This window comes from Vibrio sp. CB1-14, from assembly GCF_040412085.2.
In the GTDB taxonomy this organism is placed as follows: domain Bacteria; phylum Pseudomonadota; class Gammaproteobacteria; order Enterobacterales; family Vibrionaceae; genus Vibrio; species Vibrio chaetopteri.
Genome location: NZ_CP115920.1, coordinates 824,732 through 845,864, shown reverse-complemented (window position 1 = coordinate 845,864; position 21,133 = coordinate 824,732). Strand labels below are relative to the sequence as shown.

The window sequence follows — 21,133 nt, the reverse complement described above, 5'->3', positions numbered from 1 at the left end:
AACTAATGAGCTTGACCGATACAACAGCCAAGCTCGTCAAAGGTTAAACATTAAAGCTTTCACCACAACCACACTCGCCTTTCGCATTTGGGTTGTTGAACTCAAAACCTTCGTTCAAGCCTTCTTTTACATAATCGAGCTCTGTGCCATCTAGATAAACCAAGCTCTTAGCATCGATGATCACTTTCACACCTGAGTGCTCAAACACTGAATCACCTTCATCCAGATCATCAACGAACTCAAGAACGTAAGCCATACCAGAGCAACCCGTGGTCTTTACACCTAAGCGTAGTCCAATACCTTTGCCGCGATTATCTAAAAATGTCTTAACTCGGCTCGCTGCTGCGTCTGTCATTGAGATGGCCATACTACAACCTTTGTTCGTTTCTCTTGATGATACTGTATCTAATAAAGCTAAAGGGCTCGGTTATCCAAGCAGTTTAGTCGTGCTTTTTCTTGTAGTCTGCAACCGCTGCTTTGATTGCATCTTCAGCAAGAATTGAGCAGTGTACTTTCACTGGTGGCAACTCTAGCTCTTCTGCAATTTCAGCATTTTTGATAGCTGCTGCTTCATCGATCGATTTGCCTTTAACCCATTCAGTAACCAGTGAGCTTGACGCGATCGCTGAACCACAGCCGTAGGTCTTAAACTTAGCATCTTCGATGATACCTTCTGGTGTCACCTTGATCTGCAGTTTCATTACGTCACCACAAGCTGGTGCGCCAACCATACCACTTCCCACAGCCGGATCATTCTTATCAAATGAACCTACGTTGCGTGGGTTCTCATAGTGGTCAATTACTTTTTCACTATACGCCATAATAACTTCCTCGAATCCTCTACTTCCGTGAGATTAGTGGTGTGCCCACTCAACCGTGTCTAGGTCAATCCCTTCTTTATACATATCCCATAGAGGAGACATGTCACGTAATTTGTTTACTGCTGTTCTGATCTGCTCAATCGCAAAGTCGATGTCTTCTTCTGTGGTGAAACGACCAAATGAGAAGCGAACCGAGCTGTGTGCTAGCTCATCGTTAAGGCCAAGTGCACGCAGCACATATGAAGGCTCTAGACTTGCTGATGTACATGCAGAACCAGAAGATACTGCCAAGTCTTTAAGCGACATTAGTAGCGACTCACCCTCAACGAACGCAAAGCTTACGTTTAGGTTGTGTGGAACACGCTGCTCTAGGTCACCATTGACTGTCACGGCTTCAAGATCTTTAACGCCGTTCAGTAGACGGTCACGCAATGCTTTTGCGTGGTCGTAGTCTTTCTGCATATCTTGCTTAGCGATAGCAAAGGCTTCTCCCATACCCACGATCTGGTGCGTAGGTAATGTGCCAGAGCGGAAACCACGCTCATGACCGCCACCGTGCATTTGCGCTTCTAGACGAATACGTGGCTTACGACGCACGTAAAGCGCACCAATACCTTTAGGGCCGTATGCTTTATGAGCAGACATTGAAATCAGATCAACCTTCATTTCTTGAACGTCGATAGGCAGTTTGCCTGCAGATTGCGCTGCGTCTACGTGGAATACGATTTTCTTGCTACGGCAAAGTTCGCCGATAGCTGTAATGTCTTGTACAACACCGATTTCGTTGTTTACGTGCATGATTGACACAAGCACTGTGTCTTCACGCATCGCCGCTTCTAGTTTAGCTAGGTCAACAATACCGTTTGATTCAGGTTCAAGGTAGGTCACTTCGAAGCCTTCACGCTCAAGCTGACGGCATGGGTCAAGAACTGCTTTGTGCTCAGTCTTAACCGTGATGATGTGCTTACCTTTCTTGCTGTAGAAGTGCGCTGCACCTTTGATAGCAAGGTTGTCAGATTCAGTAGCGCCAGACGTAAATACGACTTCGCGAGGGTCTGCGTTCAACAGATCAGCGATCTGTTCACGAGCGTTATCTACTGCTTCTTCTGCTTGCCAACCAAAACGGTGAGAACGTGACGCTGGGTTACCAAAGGTACCGTCCATCGTCATGTATTGAACCATTTTTTCTGCAACCCTTGGATCGACAGGGCAAGTGGCAGAGTAGTCTAGATAAATAGGCAGTTTCATTCTTTACTCCAATGTATAAGCGACACTACTACGAGCGAACATTGATTCCGATGGGTGCGGTGCTTGTACTTTTTCTTGAGAACCCATGATTTACCGCGAGATCTACGTCTTGTCGGTCTGAAATTTCTAATACTTCGTTATCTACCATCAGCTCACCAAGAGTGATGTTGTTTAGGAAGTCACTGATGCGAGAGCTTAAATCTCTCCACAGTGTGTGTGTGAGGCAACGTGTACCACCCTGGCAATCTCCTTTGCCAGCGCATTTTGTTGCATCAACGGACTCATCAACTGCAGCGATGACAGTACCGATTGAAATCTCGTTGGCTTCTGCGCCTAAGCGGTAACCACCACCTGGACCACGAACACTCGCCACCAAGCCCGCTTTGCGAAGTTTGGAGAACAGCTGTTCTAGATAAGACAAAGAGATACCTTGACGTTCTGAGATGTCAGCTAGAGGTACTGGGCTTTGCTGTGAGTGCAGTGCGACATCAAGCATCGCTGTTACTGCATATCTTCCTTTTGATGTAAGTCTCATATCACACTATCCACATTGATTATGTGGCATAAATATTTTCATACCTGAGTATTTTAGTCAAGTATTTAATTGACTAAAATACTCAGGTATTTAACCCAATAAAAGAAATGGTTATTCTTTAACCCCTATCGCTTTTTCAACTGAGGTTAAAATACCGCGCAACGTATTGATTTCCGTGGTTTCAGGACGTGCTCGACTAAACATTCTTCGCAACTTATTCATGACAAGCCCCGGCTTCTCCTTCGAGATAAACTGGGTATCCATAATGACTTTTTCAAGGTGTTGGTAGAATAATTCCAGTTCTTTGTGACGCGGATAATCGACTTCACTTGGCTCTGAGTACTGCTGAGCTTCTCGCTCTAAATGCGCAACTCTTACTTCATAGCTCAGTGTTTGCACCGCCATAGCAAGATTGAGCGAACTGTATTCTGGGTTTGCGGGAATACACGTATGATAATGACACAGCTGCAGCTCGTCATTGGTTAAGCCGGTGCGCTCGCGCCCAAATACCAATGCCACCGCATGCTTTTCGCCTTCGACCGCAAACTTTTTACCGCACTCACGTGGTTCAATCATTGGCCAATCAAGAGTACGAGAGCGTGCACTTGAGCCAACTACTAGGCCGCAATCTTCCACCGCTTCTTCTAAAGTCGAAACGACTTTTGCACCTAACGCGATATCACTCGCACCCGCTGCCAACGCAACCGCCTGCGAGTCTACCTCACATTGAGGGTCCACAAGCACCATCTGGCTTAGTCCCATTACCTTCATCGCTCGAGCTGCCGAGCCGATATTTCCAGAATGAGAAGTCCCCACCAGGACGATTTTTACGTTGTCTAGCATTGTCACGTTGCACTCATTTTACACAATCGCAGAATGGTAACATAATCTTGACTAAAGTAGTCAGGATCTTTCTATTCATAAAATTAACAGCACAAAAAATAACCACTTCCCTTTTGCCAAATCTTTGGTATACTTCGCGCCGCTTTTTGTTCTTTAACATCCGTTGGGAAAATTCGTATGCATCCAATGCTAAACATCGCTATACGCGCTGCGCGTAAAGCGGGCAACCATATTGCTAAATCACTAGAAAACACTGACAAGATTGAGTCAGTACAGAAAGGCACTAATGACTTTGTTACTAACGTAGACAAAGACGCCGAAGCAATCATCATCAGCACTATCCAAGCTTCATACCCAGACCACAGCATCATTGCTGAAGAGGGTGGACTCATTGAAGGTAAAGATAGTGACGTACAATGGATCATCGACCCACTGGATGGCACTAATAACTTCGTTCGAGGCATTCCTACTTTCGCTGTATCTATTGCAGTTCGCATCAAAGGTAAAACAGAAGTAGCGTGTGTTTACGACCCAATGGTTAACGAGCTTTTCACTGCACAACGTGGTGCTGGCGCTCAGCTTAACAATGCACGTATCCGTGTAACTCAGCTTAAAGATATCAAAGGTACTGTTATCGGTACTGGCTTCCCATTCAAGCAGAAGCAACATTCTGAAAGCTACTTCAAGATCATGTCTTCTATGTTCAACGAGTGCTCTGACTTCCGTCGTGCTGGCTCTGCAGCTCTAGACCTATGTTACGTTGCAGCGGGTCGTCTAGACGGTTACTTCGAGCTTGGTCTAAAACCATGGGACATGGCGGCAGGCGAACTGATTGCTCGTGAAGCTGGCGCTATCGTGACTGACTTCTCTGGCGGTACTGAGTACATGAAGTCTGGTAACGTTGTTGCTTCAAGCGCTCGCGGCGTGAAAGCGATGCTAAAACACATCCGTGAAAACGGTAACGAAGCTATCCTTAAGTAATTCTTTAGAGCTTAAGTAGTTCCGTAAAAGAAAGCACAGCCCGTCACAGCTGAATTTGAAATCCCGACCTATGGTCGGGATTTTTTTGTTTAGTGCCAAGGAAGTTACGTGTTTTCACTAAGAATCATTTTTCCTGGATAAAAGAAAAGCCACTCCGAAGAGTGGCTTTTTTGTGCTTGTCGCTTACATGTGTGTCATTCCTGCGTAGGCAGGAATCTATTCGAGGCTTGGTGATCGCTGTGAGTAGATCCCTGCGTACGCAGGCGCACGGCTAGTGGGATGACGGGATCACTGCACTCGGACAGAAATACCCTAAGGCATCTCATCAAACTCAGCGCCTTCTTTTTCAATCTGTGGCGGCATTAGGTGCTCTCTCTGGATGCCCTATTTCAGAGCTAGCGCAGATGTTTAGTAAATAGGAGAGCTCAGAAACCAAAGTAATTTAGTCCATACATCCTTCAGGCTCTAATAACACTTCTGAGACCTTTTTTGTCGAGCGATCAATCACAAATGCAACTAGACAATCTTGGCTTTCGCTCAAGCGGTATGCCGGAAACTCATCATATAAATAGTACGCGTCAGGCTGACCCAATTTATCAATAATTTCACTACTATCTAGAGTCATGGCAGATTGCTTGTAAAAATCCTCTAGCATGCTGTAGCGTTGGTTCGGAGAACTTTTCCAAATATTGCTATCAAATGAGCGTTCAGAGTTAGTAAAAGTAACTTCCTCACTACAGGCTGATATCAATAACGTGACTATGAGTAATGTTAGTTTTTTCATTCTCTAAGCACCTTCAATCGCCCAACCAAAAGAGCCGTGCGACAGTAGTGCGACAACTTTTCATCACCTGCTCTTGATAAACCAATCCTCAGCCCTACAAGATTATTATGAAGATCCATATTCTTCTCTGAAGCGTCGTTGTCCTCAGAGCTTTCATGTGCTGATGTAAACTCTAAAGCATTCTTATAACCAATATCTCTCGCCAAAATCGCTGACCAAAAACAATGTCTAAAAGCATCGCTTTTGTCATTGCACCTGTTACAACCAAATCGAACTTTAGTTTCCTCATAAGCAATATCTTTAGATCTAGCTATAGCAACTACATGATGAGGATGATTTTTCAGGTAAAGTTTCTCGTCTTCTGTGAGTCTTTCGTACTGTTGTAGCATTACATAACCTCCTTCTTCCAGTCCAAAATAGAGAAGCTAATACAATACTCTTGTAATAAAGTTAGGTTGAAAAATCTCTTTTAAACGTTCGTTATTGGAAAGACATCGAATGGCTTTGTAATTGAGTAAAAACCCTCGTTACAAAAACGGCCCTGCAAATGCAGAGCCGTTTCATCAAATCCGACAATTTGCCTTATGGCATCTCATCAAACTCAGCGCCTTCTTTTTCAATCTGTGGCGGCATTAGGTGCTCTCTCTGGATACCCAGTTTCAGAGCTAGCGCAGATGCTACGTAGATAGAAGAGTAAGTACCGACCGTGATACCCAGTAGCAATGCAGTCGCAAAGCCGTGGATCATCGCACCACCTTGAGTAAACAGTGCAATAACTACGAACAAGGTAGTACCAGACGTAATCAAGGTACGGCTTAGCGTTTGCGTGATGGAGCTGTTCATGATGTCAGCTGACTCACCCTTACGCATCTTGCGGAAGTTCTCACGGATACGGTCAAATACAACGATGGTATCGTTGAGTGAGTAACCGACAACCGTTAGAAGTGCTGCGACAATCGTCAAATCAACTTCAATCTGCATAAGCGAGAAGATGCCCAGCGTGATGATAACGTCGTGTGCAAGCGCGAGCACCGCACCCGCTGCCAAACGCCATTCAAATCGCACTGAGACGTATATCAAGATACAGATAAGCGATACAAGGATCGCAAGACCACCCGCTTCTGTAAGCTCATCACCGACGTTTGGACCTACGAACTCGATACGACGCATTTCAACGTCTTCACCCGTGCCGACGCGAATGGCATCTAGGATCTGGTTGCCCAGCGCCTCTGCCTGCATGTCATCACGAGGACGCAGACGAACCATAACATCGCGAGCAGAACCGAAATTCTGTACCGTGGCATCGCCAAAGCCTTTCGCATCTAGTGCTGAACGGACTTCCTCAAGGTTTGCTGGCTGTTCAAAGCCTACCTCAATAAGTGTACCGCCAGTAAAGTCTAGACCCCAGTTAAGCCACTTCGTCGACAGTGTAAAAATAGCTGCACCGATCATCACAATGGATAGAACGAACGCAACTTTTGACCAACGCATAAAGTCGATCGTTTTGTCTGCTTTCATTATCTGAAACATAACTAACCCTTAGATCGACAATTTGTTGATACGCTTACCGCCATAAACCAGGTTCACGAGACAACGTGTACCGATGATGGCTGTAAACATAGAAGTAATAATACCGATAGATAGTGTTACCGCGAAGCCTTTGATCGCACCTGTACCCACAGCAAATAGAATAATCGCTGTAATCAAGGTGGTGATGTTCGCATCGGCGATGGTGCTGAAAGCGTTAGCATAGCCTTGGTGAATCGCCTGCTGAGGGTTACGCCCATCTTTCAGTTCTTCACGTATCCGTTCAAAGATCAGAACGTTCGCATCCACCGCCATACCAACCGTCAGTACGATACCAGCGATACCTGGCAGCGTCATCGTCGCACCTGGAATCATCGACATAACACCAACGATAAGAACAATGTTCGCCATCAACGCCATGTTGGCAAACAGACCAAATCGACGATAGTAAACCAGCGTAAATAGCATCACGGCAATCATACCTGTGATACACGCTTTGATACCCATATCGATGTTTTGCTGACCCATTGATGGACCGATAGTACGTTCTTCAACAATAGAAATCGGCGCAATCAGAGCACCTGCACGAAGCAGTAGCGCTAAGTTGTGGGCTTCAGCAGCAGAATCGATACCTGTGATACGGAAGTTACGACCAAGTGCAGACTGAATTGTCGCTTGGTTGATCACTTCTTCATGCTTATCAAGGATAACTTTGCCTTCTGGCGTACGCTTGCCGCTGTCTTTATATTCAGCGAAAACCGTTGCCATTAGCTTACCGATGTTCTGACGTGAGAACGCTGCCATCTTGTTACCACCTTCGCTGTCTAGCGAGATGTTAACTTGTGGGCGACCATATTCGTCTGCGCTAGAGCTTGCATCAGTAATGCTGGCACCACCTAGGATAACGCGCTTCTTAAGCACAACCGGACGACCGTCACGATCAAGCTTAATCTCGCTACCCGCTGGCGCACGACCACTTGCTGCGGCAGCCAAGTCAGCCGAACTGTCTACTTCACGGAACTCTAGTGTTGCTGTTGCACCCAAAATTTCTTTCGCGCGCGCAGTGTCTTGAACACCTGGTAGCTCAACCACGATGCGGCTCGCACCCTGACGCTGAACCAATGGCTCTGCCACACCCAGTTCGTTTACACGATTGCGTAGGATAGTGATGTTCTGCTCTACAGCGTAATTACGGATTTCTTGAAGGCGAGTTTCTTTGAATCGAGCGACCAAAGCAAAGCGGCCGTTTGAGTCAGAATCGAAGAAGTCCATATCTGGGTATTTTGCTTCCAGTACTGTCTTCGCCTCTGCAAGTTGCTCAGCATCACGAAGTAATACTTCTACGCCATCTTTGCCTGCAGGTCTGATAGAGCGATAACGAATACGCTCTTCACGAAGATCACTACGGAAGCCCTCTTCTTGCTGACCAACCAACTTTTCCATCGCAGCGTCCATATCCACTTCCATCAAGAAGTGAACACCACCACGAAGGTCAAGACCGAGTTTCATTGGCGCAGCGCCAATCGACTCTAGCCAGTTTGGAGTAGCAGGAGCAAGGTTAAGTGCAACAATAGAGTCTTTGCCTAATGCTTCACTGATAATGTCGCGAGCACTGATCTGAGTATCAGTATCATTGAAACGAACAAGAATGGAGCCATTTTCTAGAGCAATGGACTTACGAGATAGTTGCTCTTCTTCAAGAGCTTTAGTGACAGTATCCAGCGTCGACATATCAACAGAGGCGCCACGCGCCCCTGTAATTTGAATAGCCGGATCTTCACCGTATAGATTGGGAAGTGCGTATAACGCCGCTGCCGCAATGGCGAATATCACCATCAGGTACTTCCACAAAGGGTAACGATTTAGCACAGCGAGATCCTATAGCTGTTTTATAGAGACTTCAGCGTACCTTTTGGTAGCACTGCAGTAATGAAGTCTTTCTTGATAACTACTTCATTGTTGTCGTTTAATGCGATAGCAATGTAGTCGTTGTCTTCAGCGATTTTAGTGATTTTACCAATTAGACCGCCGTTAGTTAGGACTTCGTCGCCCTTACCCATAGAAGCCATTAGGTTTTTGTGCTCTTTTGCACGCTTCGCTTGTGGGCGGTAAATCATGAAGTAAAAAATTACCGCGAACATGCCTAGCATGATTAGCATTTCGAAACCGCCACCTTGTGGTGCTGCTTCAGCTGCGTGAGCTGCAGAGATCAAACTCATCGGAGAACATCCTCTTTAATGTAAATACATATCCAAAATTGGGCTATCCCCCTATCTTTTCAAGAAGCAAACGGTAACTCAATGTTTCTTATTCGCTTAGAGGCACAAAAAGTGTGACCTAGAGCTAGGATTTGTTACCTATTGCAGGGATAGCCGACTATTTAGCCAACTATTGAGCGTCGACCTTCATATCTAGTGGTGGCACTTCGCGGTTGCGACGTGCGTAAAACTCTTCCACAAACTGCTCAAAACGGTCTTCATCAATTGCCTTACGGATGCTTTCCATCAGCATTTGATAGTGACGCAGATTGTGAATGGTGTTTAGACGTGCACCCAAGATTTCGTTACAGCGATCTAGGTGATGTAGATACGCTTTTGAGTAATTTTTACAAGTGTAGCAATCACAGTTCTCGTCTAGAGGACCTGTGTCAGTTTTGTTTGTCGCGTTACGAATCTTAATCACACCGCCAGTCACGAACAAGTGACCGTTACGTGCGTTACGCGTTGGCATCACACAGTCAAACATGTCGATACCACGACGAACACCTTCAACTAAGTCTTCAGGTTTACCTACCCCCATTAGGTAACGAGGCTTATCTTCAGGAAGCTTAGGGGTTGTGAATTCAAGAACGCGGTGCATCTCTTCTTTTGGTTCACCAACAGCAAGACCACCAACCGCGTAACCATCGAAACCGATGTCAGTCAGACCTTTCACCGACACATCACGCAAGTCTTCGTATACGCTACCCTGAACGATACCGAACAGCGAGTTTTCGTTGTCTAACTTGTCGAAGTGATCACGAGAGCGCTGCGCCCAACGTAGTGACATTTCCATCGACTTCTTCGCTTCTGCGTGAGTCGCTGGGTATGGCGTACACTCGTCAAAGATCATCACCACATCAGAGCCAAGATCTTTTTGGATTTCCATAGATTTTTCTGCATCCATGAAAATACGGTCACCGTTTACAGGGTTACGGAAATGCACACCCTCTTCTGTGATTTTACGGATATCACCAAGACTGAATACCTGGAAGCCACCAGAGTCAGTTAGGATAGGACCATGCCAGTTCATAAAGTCGTGCAAGTCACCGTGCATCTTCATGATCTCTTGACCTGGGCGAAGCCATAGGTGGAAAGTATTACCAAGAAGAATTTCGGCACCTGTGCCGCGTACTTCTTCAGGTGTCATACCTTTAACGGTACCGTATGTACCTACTGGCATAAATGCCGGAGTTTGTACTGTACCGCGTTCAAACGTCAACTGACCACGACGCGCATGGCCATCTTTTTTCTTAAGTTCGTATTGTAATTTCACGAAGCCTCCAAATTGCCAGAGACACAGTCTGACTCAATCTTAAAACGCACTAACAAGCGTAGCTTGCCGCACTTAGATCCGCTCACCTAACATAGTTCGTTTGGCGAAAGGTTTTGGTGTTCCCTACCGTATTCCACTGAGTCCTTGAGTGAAATAAAAACTGTCGCTCGCTACAGGCGTCAACTACGCCGTTTTCTTGGTAATGAACATCGCATCACCGTAGCTAAAGAAGCGATATTTTTGCTCTACCGCATGAAGGTAGGCATTCATAACATTGTCGTAGCCAGCAAACGCACTCACCAGCATGATCAGCGTTGATTCTGGTAGGTGGAAATTGGTCACGAGACAATCCACCAGCTGATACTCATAGCCAGGGAAGATGAAAATCTCGGTATCACCAAAGAAAGGCACCAGCTCAGTACCATTTTTCAGTGCATCTTGCGCCGCACTCTCGAGTGAACGTACCGAGGTGGTACCCACTGCAATAATGCGACCGCCGTTCGCTTTAGTCTCTGCAATCACATCCACCACCTCTTGAGGCACTTCTACATATTCAGCATGCATGTGGTGGTCATGGATATTTTCAACGCGAACAGGCTGGAATGTACCTGCGCCAACATGAAGCGTCACATACGCAAAGTTGGCGCCTTTGGCTTTAATTTGCTCGAGAACACTATCGTCAAAGTGAAGACCAGCAGTAGGCGCCGCAACCGCACCGGGTTTTTCGTTATAAACCGTTTGGTAACGTTCTTTGTCGGCATCTTCATCTGGACGATCGATGTATGGCGGCAATGGCATGTGACCAACATCGTTTAGGATCTCAAGCACTGTCTTATCTGACTGCATTTCAATTTCAAACAAGGCATCGTGACGCGCCGTCATGATCGCTTGGTATTCGTCGTTTTCACCCAAAAACAGCTCGGTACCTGGTTTTGGTGATTTTGAACAACGTACGTGCGCAAGAACGCGCTTGTCATCAAGCATACGCTCTACCAATACTTCTAGCTTACCGCCAGAAGCTTTGCGACCAAACATACGTGCCGGGATCACGCGCGTGTTATTGAACACAAGAAGGTCGCCAGGCTGAACTTGGCTGACGATATCAGTGAAGTTTCCATCTACAACTTCACCCGTGTTACCGGTCAATTGAAGCAGTCGGCTTGAGCTACGCTCTGCCTTTGGGTAACGAGCAATCAGCTCATCAGGTAATTCGAAGTGAAAATCTGAAACTTGCATAACACCAATCTTCTTTATTAAGCGACTAAAACGGCGAAAAAATTCGCAGCCGCATAGTATAAAGTGACCCGTTGGAATAGCAAGCTGAACCGACGTTTGCGACCAGTTAACCAGTGAATTACCACGCGCCATTTAAACCATTTTATCAATAGGGATATTTTGTGAGTTAAACGGCAAAAAACGATGTTAATCTCAGATTTAATCGGTGAAAAAACCTATAGTTAAAGTACACAAACAGAACGAGTTGGAGGCCATATGATTAAGGTCCAAGACATGATGACTCGCAACCCTCACACCCTATTGCGGTCTCACTCATTAGCCGACGCCAAACACACGATGGAAGCGCTCGATATCCGCCACATTCCAATCGTCGATGCAGAACGTCATTTACTAGGTATTGTTTCACAGCGTGACGTTCTCGCGGCGCAAGAGTCCATATTGCAGAAAATACCTAGCGATCAATCTTACACACTGTCGACACCGCTTAGTGAAGTGATGCGCACCAACATTATGACCGCAGAACCACGAGCGGGTTTGAAAGAAAGCGCCTTATATATGCAAAAACATAAGGTCGGATGCTTACCTGTAGTACATAACAAGCAGTTGGTCGGCATTATCACGGACAGTGACTTTGTCGCGATTGCAATCAACCTTTTAGAGCTTCAAGAAGATAGTGAACCAGAAGAGATTCAACCGGAAAATAATAGCGAAAGCGTCAGCCCGTAAGGCATTACTTAGGGTTGGGGAATTGTAGAAAAAAGAAGCGGCTGACGCCGCTCAAATCTACCGACATTCTGTGGTCTTATTCGACCACAAGGGGCAGTGCTCAAAACAGGTTTAGTATCAGTTTTCATTTGTAGCTTTTAAACAACAGGTGATGAACTGTCGTTTTTCCAGCTTGGCGAATTAGCAAGCCAACTCTTTGATGGCTCAGTATACAAAGTGCTGATTTCTCATTGCCTTAAAAACCTCAAAACCGTCTATCTACATTACCGTAACCCACTTTAGAGTTGCAACTCTAAAGTGGGTGTTTTTGCGAATTCGATAGTTTCCTCTTTCTGTATCAAACTCGCTATTTCAAGTCATTTTCGTTGTGAGTTACGTAAATTAATTTCAAAAAGAACATTGTGAAATGTTGTATGTATAAACCAGCCAACGACGAGAGCCCTCCTATCCACTTAGCTAGACTAGCATCGACAAAGCCAACAACACTTTTTCAAAATGTCACAGTGTAAAATTCACATGGTCAACTCACTGAAATGATTGAAAACTAATTCAACGCCGACATGATTCACGGTTCGAAAATAATTCCAATCTCCAGTTATAAATACTAAAAAAGGCACCTAAACTGGTGCCTTTCACTAGTACATATCGATCGGTTTCTACAAAACTGGCTACAACAACTCAGAAACCACATCTGCAAGCTGCAAAAACGAATCTCTTCGCGAGGAGCTTGGTCGCCATACCAAACCAATATCGCGATGAGCCTGTTGACCTGGCGGCTCAATCACGATGAGATTTTGGTTCTCAAGCAAACCGTGATCAATCGCCATTTGTGGAATGAACGTGGTTCCCAAACCGTTAGCCACCATTTGTACTAGGGTATGTAAACTCGTAGCGCTAAATGGGTTGATCTTCTCTTTTTCAGTGAGCTTACACGCTGAAACCGCATGTTCAGTCAGGCAGTGCTCGTTCTCTAACAAAAAGACCGACTCATCAGGCAAATCATCATATTTGATTGGCACCCGAATACTGTCGGCTTGGTTACGGCTAATGACCATCTTAAATGGGTCGTGGCCGACAATGCAGCTTTCCATCGTGCCAATATCCATTGGCAGCGCAAGGATGAGCACGTCCAACTCACCGTGGCGCAGCGCCGCCAGCAAATTAGCTGTAGTATCTTCTCTTAATAGTAAGTTGAGCTGCGGGTAGCGGGCATTGATCTCTTGTACCAAATCACACAATAAGAAAGGGGCGATCGTTGGAATACAGCCGAGTTTTAACTGACCTTGCATCACGTCACCTTGGCAGAGGTTACCCAGCTCAATCAGATCCTGGCCTTTAGCCAGCAGCTCACGGCCTTGAGACACTACCATCTCGCCTGCTTGAGTAAAGACTAATGGGCTTTTCTTGTCTTTCTTTTCGTAAAGTGGACAACCGATAAGCTCTTCAAGATTTTGGATTCCCTTACTCAAGGTCGATTGACTGACAAAACAGCGCTCAGCTGCCTCGCTAAAGTGCCGGGTTTCATGAAGTGTAACCAGGTAATGAAGCTGCTTTAAGCTTGGCCATTTATTCATTTCAACTGCCTGTTTTTGAACCAATATCAAAAAAGGAATCGACCGTGTGGCTTCATCGCTTTTTTCGATGGAATTAATCTAATATTTTCGCTTTTTTCAATACTACAATGTGTACTATAGTTTGTCTCGTACAAACACGGACCAAACCGAAATGGTTTGAAATTATCCCTATTTAGGAGCAAAAAAAATGGTACTAGTTGGTCGTCAAGCCCCAGACTTTACTGCAGCAGCTGTTCTAGGCAACGGTGACATCGTTGAGAACTTCAACTTCGCTGAGTTCACTAAAGGTAAGAAAGCGGTTGTTTTCTTCTACCCACTAGACTTCACATTCGTTTGCCCATCTGAGCTGATTGCATTCGACAACCGTCTAGCTGATTTCCAAGCTAAAGGTTGTGAAGTTATCGGTATTTCTATCGATTCTCAGTTCTCTCACAACGCATGGCGTAACACTGCTATCGAAGATGGCGGTATCGGTCAAGTGAAATACCCACTAGTTGCTGATGTTAAGCACGAAATCTGCAAAGCGTACGACGTTGAGCACCCAGAAGCAGGTGTTGCTTTCCGTGGTTCTTTCCTAATCGACGAAGACGGTCTTGTACGTCACCAAGTTGTTAACGACCTACCACTAGGCCGTAACATCGACGAAATGCTACGCATGGTTGACGCTCTAAACTTCCACCAGAAGCACGGCGAAGTTTGCCCTGCACAATGGGAAGAAGGCAAAGCAGGTATGGACGCATCTCCGAAAGGTGTTGCAGCGTTCCTATCTGAGCACGCAGAAGACCTATCTAAGTAATTCGACCCTTCACCCTGCGCTCAAACCAGGGGTGATGGTTGGACAAATATAAAGCGAAAAACGCACGCCAATCATTGAAGAAGAAACGAGTTAGCCAAAAAACGAAGCCCGAGTCACCGACTCGGGCTTTTTTTATTTTCAGATTTCTTGGTCAGCGATATATTGATAGCAGTCTTTCTATTGAGAATTAAAATGAGCTACCAACTTGAAGTCTGTATCGACAATATCGAGTCACTCGCTTATGCCATCGCTGGCGGCGCTACCCGCATTGAACTGTGTTCATCACTTGCTTTAGGCGGCCTTACTCCAAACGCAGGATTAATCAAACAAGCCGTTCAGTCGTCTAGCATTCCCATCTACGTCATGATTCGACCTCGCCAAGGCGACTTCCTGTATGACTGTGATGATGTCGAAATCATGGCAGAAGACATTCGTACAGCTGCAAAATATGGCGCGCAAGGGGTAGTGCTTGGACTTTTAGACAAAGACGGGTACATCGACATGCCGCGTTCAATTCGCCTAGTGAAACTGGCACATGAGCTGGCTCTTGGCGTTACTTTCCACCGTGCATTTGATCAATGCAAAAAACCAGAACAGGCGCTTGAAGACGTGATTACACTGGGATGTGAGCGAATACTCACTTCTGGGTTGGCATCCAATGCGCTAGATGGCGCATCAAAGTTAGCTGAGCTGGTTAAACAAGCGGATGGCCGCATATCTCTCATGGCCGGAGCGGGTGTTTGCGCCGATAACGTCGCCACCATCATAACCACCAGCCAAGTGCAGGAAGTACACCTGTCAGGCAAATCTTCTCGCAACAGCAAAATGCACTTTATCGCCAACGAGGCCAAAATGGGGGCAGGCGATATTGATGATTTTGCCATCCCAGTTACCAGTAGCGACAAGATCCGCGCAGTAACTAGGGTGCTAAACTCTCTATAAAACAAACACAAAGAAAATCGGAGAAGGACTTCTATGGGCAAGAAAAGCAAAATGGACAAAAAGCACTATGAAAGTGAACTCGCTCGATTGCAGATCGAGCTGGTTAAGCTACAAGAGTGGGTCAAACAAGAAGGGCTTAAAGTCGTTGTAGTATTTGAAGGTCGTGATGCTGCGGGAAAAGGTGGCGTCATTAAGCGCATTACTGAAAAGCTCAATCCTCGCGTTTGTCGTATTGCTGCCCTACCCGCTCCAACAGAAAAAGAGAAAACCCAATGGTATTTTCAGCGCTATGTCGCTCACCTACCTGCGGCGGGTGAAATCGTGCTGTTTGACCGCAGCTGGTACAACCGCGCTGGCGTTGAGAAAGTCATGGGGTTTTGCAGCGATGAGCAGTACCAAGAGTTCTTACGCTCTTGCCCTGAGTTTGAACGCATGCTGGTTCGCTCGGGTATTATTCTTCTTAAGTATTGGTTCTCTGTATCCGATGAAGAACAAGAAAAGCGCTTTTTAGAGCGTGTAAATACTCCGATTAAGCGTTGGAAGTTCAGCCCCATGGATTTGGAGTCTCGCAACCGCTGGGCAGAGTACTCGCAGGCCAAAGACACCATGTTTTCTTACACGGATACTAAGCAATGCCCATGGTGGGTAGTCCCCTCCGATGATAAAAAACGCGCTCGATTAAACTGCATTACTCACCTGCTCGGCCAAATAGATTACCAAGAAGTCGCCTACCCAGAGATTGACTTGCCAGAAATCAACAAAGAAGGCTATATGCGAACACCTATTGAAGAACAATCGTTTGTGCCGGATAACTATGACTGAATCAACGCAACTGTTTAGTCGACTCGACCTAAATCTGTTAAAAACCTTTCGTATTTTGCTGCAAGAGCGCAATACCCGTAAGGCAGCGGAACGGCTTTACGTCACGCAGCCTGCAGTTAGCCAAGCTCTACAAAAACTTCGTACCGTGTTTGAAGATGAACTGTTTGTCAAAGTCCAAGGCGGCCTTGAGCCAACACCCTTTGCTTTAGATCTTGAGGATAAAATCGCACCATTTGTTGATGGTTTAGAAGCAGCGCTCAATCAGCTGGAGGAGTTTGATCCAGCGACACTTACAGGGACGATACGCATCGCGTTAGCTCCGATCGTCATGACAAGCCTTGCGGGTGCGTTATTTACTGCTTTTAGGCAGCAAGCGCCACTGCTAAATTTGGAGCTACTCAGCTGGAATCAAACCACGGCGGAGAAAATTCGCAATGGAGAGGTGTTTTACGGCGTGCATTACGATCTTGAACATCTGTCTAAAGAGCTGGCTCGTGATCCTCTGTTTGATTTAGAAGCGCGCATTATCGTACGTCAAGACCACCCCATTACTAAACCACTCATCACGCCTAAAGACTCCGTCGGTTACGAGCTGGCTTCACTTATCTCCCCGGGATGGAATGATCACTTCACCTATGCCAGCCAAATCCTAGAGCGACAAGGCTACACACCTAAAGTGGGATTTCGCTCAGAGATGCTGTTAGCACTTATCGATGTGATTGAATCTACTGATATGCTACTTCCGCATTCTAATTTGTTTCCGATCCACAATTACTCCCAATTACGCTCACTCAAAGTGGAAATAGATGGGCAGATTTATACCAAGCGCCTATTTGGCTACTTGCACAACAAAAACCGCCACTCTGCAAAAGCAAAATGGATAGAATCCATCATCGAAGAAAGATTGCCGCAGCAAGCCAATAAGCACAGCTAATTAAAGCTATTAGTGGCGCTACTTAGTCAGCATAAACAGGAGCCGCTACCATCGGCGCTCCTCCTGTTTGCGATTAGATATGACCATGAAAAAGCTGCTACTACCCATCCTTGCTACCTTGCCCCTCACCGCCATAGCGTCGGAAGCTCAAGCGCAAAGCATCCATCTGTCTCCAGATGTAAAAATTGGTGCTTTTAACGGTGCTGGCGTTCAGCTTGGTGTCGCTGATGCTCTAGGAATGGATGCGGTTTACGTAAGCTATGCGCGCAAGTATTACGATACCGACCGCTATGACGAGACCATCGACTCTTATCGTCTAGGCCTACAGCATATGTTTGGCGATCGTGAGAACTATGGACTGCAAGCAGAGATCGGCCTCGCCAACTATCGTGGCGAGAAGCGCATCAACAGTGAGTTGCTTAATCGCAGTGCTAACGGACTTAGCATCAGTGCGGGTTACGTGTACATGCTAAATCCAAGCTTTGGTCTAAGAACCGGCTTTGATTATGACGTGTTCGGTGCGAGCAACACCTTCATCTCTATGGGCTCGCACTTCTCATTAAGCTTTGGCGTGGTTGGTCGCTTCTAACTCGAAACGGAGGCGACAGATTACAAAATGTCCTTGATGGCCTTCTCATCTAAGTGGCGTACATCTTTCCCTTTCACGAAGTAGATAATGTACTCACAGATATTTTGACAGCGATCGCCAACACGCTCGATAGCACGTGCTGACCACATGACCTGAAGAATGTTAGGGATGTTCTTTGGGTCTTCCATCATATAGGTCATCAACTGACGGATCACCGCTTCGTATTCCGCGTCTAACTTATCATCCAGCTTGTAGACTTCTGCCGCCGCATCAACGTCCATGCGAGCAAACGCGTCAAGTACTTGATGCAGCATAGCAATGGCTTGTCGGCATAACGGCTCCAAAGAAACATGGAACTTTTGGTGCTTAGTTGATGGCTGCTCTATGGCTACACGCGCGATACGGGTTGCCACATCACCAATGCGCTCTAAATCCGTTATGGTTTTGATAATGGCCATCACCAAACGAAGATCTTTGGCGGTGGGCTGACGCTTGGCAATGATACGAGTGCACGCTTCATCGATAGACACTTCCATTGCATTGACTTTGTGATCGTCTCTTACCACTTTTCGGGCAAGCTCAATATCGTCTTTATGCAGAGCCTGCATTGCAAACGACAGCTGTTGCTCAACCAAGCCTCCCATGGTCAAAACGTGGGTACGAATAGACTCAAGCTCGGCGTTGAATTGACCTGAGATATGACGACCAAAATGCATGTGTGAAAATTTCCTGTTGTAACCCTAAAGCCTGTCAATCAGCCGTAGCGACCCGTGATGTAGTCTTCGGTTTGTTTTTCTATCGGTGAAGTAAATATAGTATCTGTATCGGCGTACTCTACCAGTTTTCCAAGATGAATGAACGCGGTATGATCACTCACTCGAGCCGCTTGCTGCATATTATGGGTCACGATCACAACCGTGTACTTGGTTTTCAGGTCGTTAATCAGCTCTTCAATAGTCAGAGTAGAGATAGGATCGAGCGCCGATGTCGGCTCATCCAGCAGCAATACCTCAGGCTCAATGGCGATAGCACGGGCAATGACCAATCGCTGCTGTTGACCACCAGATAACCCAAATGCGTTTTCATGTAAGCGATCTTTTACTTCATCCCACAGCGCAGCTGCTCGCAAAGAGCGCTCAACCGCATCATCGAGGTTACGACTGTTTTTGATGCCTTGCAGCCTGAGTCCATACACGACATTTTCATAAATGGATTTAGGAAAAGGATTCGGGCGCTGAAACACCATGCCTACGCGGCGGCGCAGCGTCGCTACATCGACTTTAGGATGATAGACATTGCCACCATGAAGCTTCACTTTACCTTCAACCGTGCACCCTTCAATCAAATCATTCATTCGATTAATGCAGCGCAGCAAGGTTGATTTACCGCAGCCTGACGGGCCGATAAACGCCGTAACTTGTCCTTTGGGAATACGCATCGATACATCATCCAATGCCTGCTTATTACCGTAGTACAAGTTCAAGTTTTCAATAGCAATGGCAGTTTGCTCATCACTTAGGTTGTTCACATCTAAAGGCGTTGGATAGCCCAGAGTCTGGTTGATAGAAAACATGGTTAATCTTGTCCTAGTGTGCGGTATTTTTCACGCAGGTTATTTCGTATCGCTATTGCCGTTAAGTTTAGCCCAACCACGACGGTAACCAGCAAGAACGAGGTTGCGTAAACCAATGGTCTCGCTGCTTCAATGTTGGATGTCTGGAAACCCACATCGTAAATATGAAAACCGAGATGCATAAATTTACGCTCAAGGTGCAAAAACGGAAACTGTGAGTCCACCGGTAGACTTGATGCCAATTTTACCACGCCTACCAGCATTAATGGCGCCACCTCACCCGCCGCGCGAGCAACCGCTAAGATTAAGCCGGTAATGATGGCAGGGCTTGCCATGGGTAGTACGATTCGCCACAGGGTCTCCGACTGCGTAGCACCAAGTGCAAGTGAGCCATGACGAGCAGACGTTGGAATACGATTTAAACCCTCTTCTGTCGCCACAATCACCACCGGCAGCGTCAAAATTGCAAGGGTCAGCGATGACCATAGCAGGCCTGGCGTTCCAAACGTTGGCGCCGGCAACCGCTCGGCATAAAACAAAGAATCGATAGAGCCGCCAATGGTGTAGACAAAAAAACCCAATCCAAATACACCATAAACAATCGACGGCACACCTGCCAAGTTGATAACCCCGACCCGTATCATGCGCGTCAGTAAATTGTTCTCAGCGTATTCGTGCAAATACACCGCCACCAGCACACCGAGCGGCATCACCATGACCGACATGATAATCACCAGCAGTACGGTGCCAAAGATTGCAGGAAACACGCCACCTTCAGAGTTCGATTCACGCGGATCATCCGATAAGAACTTCCAAACCTGATGTCCCCAATGAGAAAGCTTATCGGCGTAGCTCATTTGATTCGGATACCAAAAATCCAACACGCGATTGAGGCCAATTTCTAATCGCTCGCCGCGCATATCTTCGACAACCAAAGTTTTGCTCGCTAACTCAGCCCTTAGCTCGTCAAGCTCAATGTCAGTTTGGCTCAGTTGCTCCCGGATGATCGCATTTTGCTGCTGATAGCGAAGCGTTAACTCTTCCGTCAGCACGCCATTCAAGCTATCACGGCGCTGCTTCAAACGCAGAGCTTCAAGTTGGTGATTCAATCCTTTTAATCGGCGCTCGGTAATACCGTCTATGCGATCGCGGATCAGCGCGATCTGTTGAAGCTCAAACGTTAACGTCTCGGCTATCGCCGTTTCTTGTAGCCCCTCTACACCTTTAAGATCAAGGATACGACCGAAGAAGTTTCCGCCACGAGTACGTTCAATCACCACCAGATCCGCTGGAGTCTGAGAATCATGAAGCTGTGATGAAAGCAGAGACACAAAGTCGATGCCATACAAATCTCGGTTGGCCACTTTGATGCTATAGCGCTCTACCTTACCCTGCTCTAGGATGTCAGTTGGTAGCAACAACTGTGCGTTAGGAATATTGTAAGTGGGTACCCAAGTCTTTGAATAGACTTGCCCAATTAATGCCCCGCCTTGGTCATCTTGCCACTGATAGAGCGGCGCTGGCCAAAAGTAGGTCAGCCCTCGCCAACCGATAAGCAGCAATAAACCAAGCACGGAAATCAAGCTGATGCTGACCGCACCACCAGTGAGCCAAACCCAAGGTGACCCAGATTTGAACCACTTAAACATGCTCCGGCTCCCCTATACA

23 protein-coding genes and 1 pseudogene are annotated in these 21,133 nt (G+C 46.4%); 7 read left to right on the top strand and 17 right to left on the bottom strand.

Features of this window, described 5'->3' with window-relative positions:
• Positions 1-43: 43 nt before the first annotated feature.
• From iscA to trmJ, 5 genes are all read right to left on the bottom strand, one after another.
• A complete protein-coding gene (gene iscA, locus PG915_RS03805) occupies positions 44-367 on the bottom strand; it encodes an iron-sulfur cluster assembly protein IscA (RefSeq protein ID WP_042476242.1) in 324 nt (107 codons plus the stop codon).
• 73 nt (positions 368-440) lie between these two features.
• Complete coding sequence (iscU, locus tag PG915_RS03800) at positions 441-821, bottom strand: Fe-S cluster assembly scaffold IscU (protein ID WP_042476238.1); 381 nt, start codon at positions 819-821, stop codon at positions 441-443.
• Positions 822-854: 33 nt separating this feature from the next.
• Complete coding sequence (locus PG915_RS03795; RefSeq protein WP_353497931.1) at positions 855-2,069, bottom strand: IscS subfamily cysteine desulfurase; 1,215 nt, start codon at positions 2,067-2,069, stop codon at positions 855-857.
• Between the two features lie 28 nt (positions 2,070-2,097).
• Entirely contained in the window at positions 2,098-2,604 is a 507-nt protein-coding gene (gene iscR / locus PG915_RS03790; RefSeq protein ID WP_042476234.1) for a Fe-S cluster assembly transcriptional regulator IscR, read from the bottom strand.
• Positions 2,605-2,715: 111 nt separating this feature from the next.
• Positions 2,716-3,447 carry a tRNA (cytosine(32)/uridine(32)-2'-O)-methyltransferase TrmJ gene (trmJ, locus tag PG915_RS03785; protein WP_353498660.1) on the bottom strand — a complete coding sequence of 244 codons (732 nt, stop codon included), beginning with the start codon at positions 3,445-3,447 and terminating at the stop codon, positions 2,716-2,718.
• A 177-nt stretch (positions 3,448-3,624) separates the two neighbouring features.
• Between trmJ and suhB the strand changes: the two genes are divergently transcribed.
• A complete protein-coding gene (suhB, locus tag PG915_RS03780) occupies positions 3,625-4,428 on the top strand; it encodes an inositol-1-monophosphatase (RefSeq protein ID WP_353497930.1) in 804 nt (267 codons plus the stop codon).
• A gap of 312 nt (positions 4,429-4,740) precedes the next feature.
• Here the strand turns inward: suhB and PG915_RS03775 are convergent.
• From PG915_RS03775 to queA, 8 genes and pseudogenes are all read right to left on the bottom strand, one after another.
• Positions 4,741-4,833 (bottom strand): annotated as a pseudogene (locus PG915_RS03775) (protein translocase subunit SecF); the annotation flags it as partial.
• 37 nt (positions 4,834-4,870) lie between these two features.
• Positions 4,871-5,212, bottom strand: a complete 342-nt coding sequence (locus tag PG915_RS03770) for a hypothetical protein (protein WP_353497929.1) — start codon at positions 5,210-5,212, stop codon at positions 4,871-4,873.
• Positions 5,209-5,601 (bottom strand): DUF6973 domain-containing protein, encoded by a 393-nt coding sequence (locus PG915_RS03765; protein ID WP_353497928.1) that lies wholly within the window; start codon positions 5,599-5,601, stop codon positions 5,209-5,211. Before PG915_RS03765 ends, PG915_RS03770 begins: the two co-directional genes overlap by 4 nt.
• Positions 5,602-5,794: 193 nt before the next feature.
• Positions 5,795-6,742 carry a protein translocase subunit SecF gene (gene secF / locus PG915_RS03760; protein WP_353497927.1) on the bottom strand — a complete coding sequence of 316 codons (948 nt, stop codon included), beginning with the start codon at positions 6,740-6,742 and terminating at the stop codon, positions 5,795-5,797.
• Between the two features lie 9 nt (positions 6,743-6,751).
• A complete protein-coding gene (gene secD / locus PG915_RS03755; protein WP_353497926.1) occupies positions 6,752-8,608 on the bottom strand; it encodes a protein translocase subunit SecD in 1,857 nt (618 codons plus the stop codon).
• 20 nt (positions 8,609-8,628) lie between these two features.
• The gene (yajC, locus tag PG915_RS03750; RefSeq protein WP_353497925.1) at positions 8,629-8,958 is read right to left on the bottom strand and encodes a preprotein translocase subunit YajC; all 330 of its coding nucleotides are present in this window, start codon (positions 8,956-8,958) and stop codon (positions 8,629-8,631) included.
• Positions 8,959-9,127: 169 nt separating this feature from the next.
• Positions 9,128-10,273: a tRNA guanosine(34) transglycosylase Tgt gene (tgt, locus tag PG915_RS03745; RefSeq protein ID WP_353497924.1), complete on the bottom strand. Its 1,146-nt coding sequence runs from the start codon at positions 10,271-10,273 to the stop codon at positions 9,128-9,130.
• Between the two features lie 183 nt (positions 10,274-10,456).
• Entirely contained in the window at positions 10,457-11,509 is a 1,053-nt protein-coding gene (gene queA, locus PG915_RS03740) for a tRNA preQ1(34) S-adenosylmethionine ribosyltransferase-isomerase QueA (protein ID WP_353498659.1), read from the bottom strand.
• A 255-nt stretch (positions 11,510-11,764) separates the two neighbouring features.
• Between queA and PG915_RS03735 the strand changes: the two genes are divergently transcribed.
• The gene (locus tag PG915_RS03735; RefSeq protein WP_353497923.1) at positions 11,765-12,235 is read left to right on the top strand and encodes a CBS domain-containing protein; all 471 of its coding nucleotides are present in this window, start codon (positions 11,765-11,767) and stop codon (positions 12,233-12,235) included.
• 668 nt (positions 12,236-12,903) lie between these two features.
• Here the strand turns inward: PG915_RS03735 and PG915_RS03730 are convergent.
• Positions 12,904-13,809: a hydrogen peroxide-inducible genes activator gene (locus PG915_RS03730; protein WP_353497922.1), complete on the bottom strand. Its 906-nt coding sequence runs from the start codon at positions 13,807-13,809 to the stop codon at positions 12,904-12,906.
• Positions 13,810-13,996: 187 nt separating this feature from the next.
• On the opposite strand from PG915_RS03730, the gene PG915_RS03725 reads away from it, so the two are divergent.
• The 5 genes from PG915_RS03725 to PG915_RS03705 all read left to right on the top strand — a co-directional run bounded on the left by PG915_RS03725 (position 13,997) and on the right by PG915_RS03705 (position 17,892).
• The gene (locus tag PG915_RS03725; protein WP_042476179.1) at positions 13,997-14,605 is read left to right on the top strand and encodes a peroxiredoxin; all 609 of its coding nucleotides are present in this window, start codon (positions 13,997-13,999) and stop codon (positions 14,603-14,605) included.
• Positions 14,606-14,797: 192 nt separating this feature from the next.
• Positions 14,798-15,547, top strand: coding sequence for a copper homeostasis protein CutC (locus PG915_RS03720; RefSeq protein WP_353497921.1), 750 nt, complete (start codon positions 14,798-14,800; stop codon positions 15,545-15,547).
• Positions 15,548-15,580: 33 nt separating this feature from the next.
• Entirely contained in the window at positions 15,581-16,369 is a 789-nt protein-coding gene (ppk2, locus tag PG915_RS03715; RefSeq protein ID WP_353497920.1) for a polyphosphate kinase 2, read from the top strand.
• Positions 16,362-17,303 (top strand): LysR family transcriptional regulator, encoded by a 942-nt coding sequence (locus PG915_RS03710; RefSeq protein ID WP_353497919.1) that lies wholly within the window; start codon positions 16,362-16,364, stop codon positions 17,301-17,303. The genes ppk2 and PG915_RS03710 overlap by 8 nt, the downstream gene beginning before the upstream one ends.
• Positions 17,304-17,388: 85 nt before the next feature.
• Positions 17,389-17,892: a hypothetical protein gene (locus PG915_RS03705; RefSeq protein ID WP_353497918.1), complete on the top strand. Its 504-nt coding sequence runs from the start codon at positions 17,389-17,391 to the stop codon at positions 17,890-17,892.
• A gap of 20 nt (positions 17,893-17,912) precedes the next feature.
• On the opposite strand, the gene phoU is transcribed toward PG915_RS03705, so the two are convergent.
• The 3 genes from phoU to pstA are packed head-to-tail and all read right to left on the bottom strand — an operon-like array spanning position 17,913 to position 21,114.
• A complete protein-coding gene (phoU, locus tag PG915_RS03700; RefSeq protein ID WP_338163601.1) occupies positions 17,913-18,608 on the bottom strand; it encodes a phosphate signaling complex protein PhoU in 696 nt (231 codons plus the stop codon).
• 38 nt (positions 18,609-18,646) lie between these two features.
• Entirely contained in the window at positions 18,647-19,465 is an 819-nt protein-coding gene (gene pstB / locus PG915_RS03695; RefSeq protein ID WP_353497917.1) for a phosphate ABC transporter ATP-binding protein PstB, read from the bottom strand.
• A 2-nt stretch (positions 19,466-19,467) separates the two neighbouring features.
• Positions 19,468-21,114, bottom strand: coding sequence for a phosphate ABC transporter permease PstA (pstA, locus tag PG915_RS03690; protein WP_353497916.1), 1,647 nt, complete (start codon positions 21,112-21,114; stop codon positions 19,468-19,470).
• Positions 21,115-21,133: the final 19 nt, after the last annotated feature.